This window comes from Neisseria sp. HMSC065D04, assembly GCF_001815675.1.
Taxonomy (GTDB): Bacteria; Pseudomonadota; Gammaproteobacteria; order Burkholderiales; family Neisseriaceae; genus Neisseria.
In genome coordinates this window covers 12,705-15,995 of the sequence record NZ_KV821557.1, presented here as the reverse complement: position 1 = coordinate 15,995, position 3,291 = coordinate 12,705, and the positions used below count along the sequence as shown (strand labels likewise).

Sequence of the window (3,291 nt, the reverse complement as noted above, 5' to 3'; positions counted from 1 at the left end):
CCTTGTCCTGATTTAAAGTTAATCCACTATACCGAAGCAATGCCGCGTCAAGTCTTATTGGAAACGCCCCCGCTTCACCTGCATCTGCCCTTTGCCCAACTGCGCCGCCAAGCCGTGATTGCGCAAAGCGTGTGTCAGCGCGATGGCGAGTCCGTCGGCGGCGTCCGATTGCGGCGTACCCGACAGCGACAACATCTGCACCACCATATGCTGAACCTGCTCTTTCGCCGCTTTGCCCTTCCCAACCACCGCCTGCTTGACCTGCAACGCCGTATATTCAAACACAGGCAAATCTTCCATCACCAACACCGCCAATGCCGCCCCGCGCGCCTGTCCCAGCATCAGCGTAGCCGCCGGATTCACATTGACAAACACCTGCTCCACCGCCGCCTGATGCGGGCGGTATTGCTGCACAATCTCCCTGATATGCCGCGCAATCACGGCGATACGCTCCGCCAACGGCGCATTCGGCGGCGTTTTGATACAGCCTGAAGCCACATAAAAATGTTCCCTGCCGCATACGTCGATGATGCCGAAACCGGTCACCCGACTGCCGGGGTCTATCCCCAAAATGCGGACGCTTTTTTGCACAGTCATCTCAGTTTCTTATTCCCATATCGTCAATCAATCTCCCGTCTTCTCCAGCGTAAAAGGTCGTCTGAAAACCGATTTTCAGGCTTTCAGACGACCTTTGCCTTCTTTTTACGCCTTATTTTTTAAACATATTTTTAATAATGCCCATCACGCTGCGGGAAATGGCGTTGGTCACTTGGCGGTTGATTTGGCTGCCGATAGCGTCGGCAACGTTGTAGCCCAAGCCCTGTCCTGACTTTTTACGCCCGCCGCTCAAGCCACCGAGCAGTCCGCCGAGTATGCCTGGGTCGGCATTGGCGGCTTCTTTTTCAGCGGCTTTTTGCGCTTTTTCCTGCTCTTTTGCCGCCGCTGCCGCCTCTTTCTCCGCCGCAGCCTGACTGTCGGCTTCGGCTAAGGCTTCAAAGGCGGAATAGTTGTCCACCATGTCTTTATAGGTCGGATACAAATCGTCGTTTTGGAACAAGCGGTTGCGCTCTTCGGCGGTAAGCGGGGTCAAGGAAGATTGCGGCGGCAGGACGAGCGCGCGCTCTACCGGTTCGGGCATACCTTTTTCGTCGAGGAAGGAAACGAGTGCTTCACCGACGCCCAGTTCGGCAATCGCTTCGGCAACTTTGATATTCGGATTGCTGCGGAAGGTTTCGGCAGCGGCTTTAACCGCTTTTTGGTCGCGCGGCGTGAAGGCACGCAAGGCGTGTTGCACGCGGTTGCCGAGCTGTCCGAGGATGGTGTCGGGCAAATCGAGCGGGTTTTGGGTCACAAAATACACGCCCACGCCTTTGGAACGGATCAGGCGCACGACTTGTTCGACCTGCTCCACCAGCGCATTGGCGGCGTTGTCAAACATCAAATGCGCTTCGTCGAAGAACATCACGAATTTCGGTTTTTCCAAATCGCCGACTTCGGGCAGGGTTTCAAACAACTCCGCCAACATCCACAGCAAAAACGCGCTGTACATACGCGGCGAGCGCATCAGTTTTTCCGAATTGAGGATATTGATGACGCCTTTGCCGTTGTCGGTCTGCATCCAATCTTGCAGGTTGAGCGACGGCTCGCCGAAGAATTTTTCCGCACCTTCGTTCTCCAGCGTCAAAAGCTGACGCTGAATCGCGCCGATACTGGCGGCGGAGACGTTGCCGTATTGCGTGCGGTATTCCGAAGCGTGGTCGGAAACGTGTTTCAGCATACTGCGCAAGTCTTTCAAATCCAGAATGTGCCAGCCTTTATCGTCGGCGACTTTGAACACGAGGTTCAGCAGGCCTTCCTGCGTATCGTTCAAATTCATCAAACGCGCCAGCAACAGCGGGCCCATTTCCGAAACGGTTACACGCACCGGAATGCCGGTTTCGCCGTAAACATCCCAAAAGCGCACGGGGAAGCTTTGCAGCCATTGCTCGCCCAAACCAAACTCGGCAATGCGTTCGCCCACCTTGCCGCTGGCGGCACCCGCTTGCACGATGCCCGACAAATCGCCTTTGACGTCAACCAAAAATACGGGAACGCCCTCGCTGCTGAAGGCTTCCGCCATACGGCGCAGGGTCACGGTTTTACCCGTACCGGTCGCACCGGCGATCAAGCCGTGGCGGTTCGCCATTTTGCCTTGGATTTCAAGTGTCTTATCGCCCGCGCGCGCGATGGGGAATATCGTCATGAAGGTTTCCTTTGATTGGATGGTTTATATCGGTATAGAAACGGCGCGTCCAAGTGTTCGGCGCAAACCGTCTGTCAAACTGCCGCCATTCTACCGTTTTGCAGGGGATGGCTTCAACCCGCAGCAAACCGACGCCCCCCAAACCACCGCGGGCGAAGCCCACGCTACACAACGCTACTTCGCCCGCCCATTGCCATACATCAAAAGGTCGTCTGAAAAAAGCCGTTTCCCGAGTTTCAGACGACCCCGCCGCCGCGAAAAGCGTATACTTTCCCTATCGCAACCAAGGAGCCGAATCATGAAAATCCTGCCCGTCCTGACCGCCGCGCTGCTCTTGTGTTCCTGCGCCGCCGACCGTGAAACCGAAGCCCTGAAAAACAGCCTGTCCGAAGCGCAAACCGCCGTGCGCCTTTCCGCCGAAAACACCAAACGGCTGGAAGACACCTATTCCGACATCTACTTCCACCTCGACAGCCTGACCGTCGAAAGCTTCAAAAAACGCGTCGCCAACGGAGACACCGTTTACGCCTACATCGGCCGCCCGAGCTGCGGCGACTGCAACGCCTTCGAACCCATGTTCAAACGCTACATCGCCAGCCGCAACCTGAACGGCAAAATCTACTTCGTCAACGTCCACCGCCTGCACCAAGACAAAGAAGCATGGACCGCGTTCCGCCAACAATACAAACTCGGCGGCACACCCGTCCTAGCGAAATACAGCAAAGGCAAACAAGTCAACAAACTCGATTTGGAAGAAAACGGCGGCAAAATCAGCGCCGAAGACTTGGAGAAATGGCTGGACGCAAACAGCTTGCGATAAGCTGCCCGTTTGGGATTGCACCGTTTGAGGGTTAAAGACTTTGCGGAGCGATGAAGAGAGGTCGTCTGAAAATGGGATTTTGGTTTCAGACGACCTTTTATTATATCAACAATCTTGTTCCTTCCCCCGTCCGGCGGGGGAAGGTTAGGATGGGGGGTGGCTTCGCGGCTTTAGGCAAAATCAAACTGGTGCGGCCCATAGAGCCACCCTCTCCCCAGCCCTCTCCCGC

The 3,291-nt window shown here is 55.8% G+C and carries 3 protein-coding genes; 1 reads left to right on the top strand and 2 read right to left on the bottom strand.

The genetic code is table 11. The features are described from left to right. Nucleotides 1-54: 54 nt before the first annotated feature. Nucleotides 55-597, bottom strand: coding sequence for a crossover junction endodeoxyribonuclease RuvC (gene ruvC, locus HMPREF3050_RS12150; RefSeq protein ID WP_003776066.1), 543 nt, complete (start codon nucleotides 595-597; stop codon nucleotides 55-57). A gap of 112 nt (nucleotides 598-709) precedes the next feature. Next, nucleotides 710-2,242 (bottom strand): helicase HerA-like domain-containing protein, encoded by a 1,533-nt coding sequence (locus tag HMPREF3050_RS12145; RefSeq protein ID WP_070774968.1) that lies wholly within the window; start codon nucleotides 2,240-2,242, stop codon nucleotides 710-712. 298 nt (nucleotides 2,243-2,540) lie between these two features. Between HMPREF3050_RS12145 and HMPREF3050_RS15165 the strand changes: the two genes are divergently transcribed. Further along, on the top strand, nucleotides 2,541-3,062 hold the full coding sequence (locus HMPREF3050_RS15165; RefSeq protein ID WP_070774967.1) for a thioredoxin family protein: 522 nt from the start codon (nucleotides 2,541-2,543) through the stop codon (nucleotides 3,060-3,062). Nucleotides 3,063-3,291: the final 229 nt, after the last annotated feature.

Bases quoted from the DNA above. Each gene is read 5' to 3' on its own strand.
- HMPREF3050_RS15165 (WP_070774967.1), top strand. From the start codon at position 2,541: ATGAAAATCCTGCCCGTCCTGACCGCCGCGCTGCTCTTGTGTTCCTGC.
- ruvC (WP_003776066.1), bottom strand. From the start codon at position 597: ATGACTGTGCAAAAAAGCGTCCGCATTTTGGGGATAGACCCCGGCAGT.
- HMPREF3050_RS12145 (WP_070774968.1), bottom strand. From the start codon at position 2,242: ATGACGATATTCCCCATCGCGCGCGCGGGCGATAAGACACTTGAAATC.